The 300-nt window shown below is 33.3% G+C and carries 1 protein-coding gene; it reads right to left on the bottom strand.

Going from position 1 to position 300, the window contains the following annotated elements:
• Window positions 1–162 precede the first annotated feature (162 nt).
• Window positions 163–300 (bottom strand): sigma factor-like helix-turn-helix DNA-binding protein (locus SB717_RS34920; protein ID WP_410907469.1); only part of this gene is annotated, 138 nt, incomplete at its 5' end.

The following is a 300-nucleotide window of genomic DNA, read 5'->3' as shown; positions in this document are numbered from 1 at the left end:
CATGAGAGTACAACTTTTTTCCTCATTAGTTACACCAACCTTGTAACATTATGTCCCTAAAAATGTATCATACAATAAAAGACAATGTCAATGACATGCATTTTGTACTGTCTACAAAAGAAAACAGGTGATTTATTTTACACCTGTTGCACTTGTTATTTGTTATGAATTTAAAGTTGTACTTTCTCGCATTTCCATATATCGTTCCAATTTCCTCTTCACCCGCTGTAAAGCGTTATCAATAGATTTCACATGTCTGTTTAACTGTTCTGAAATCTCTTGATAAGAACGCCCATCTAG

Origin of the sequence: Priestia sp. SIMBA_032 (assembly GCF_046535215.1) — a bacterium.
GTDB classification, from domain to species: Bacteria; Bacillota; Bacilli; order Bacillales; family Bacillaceae_H; genus Priestia; species Priestia aryabhattai.
Note: the sequence above shows the minus strand (reverse complement) of the source record. Positions and strands in the feature narration are given on the sequence as shown.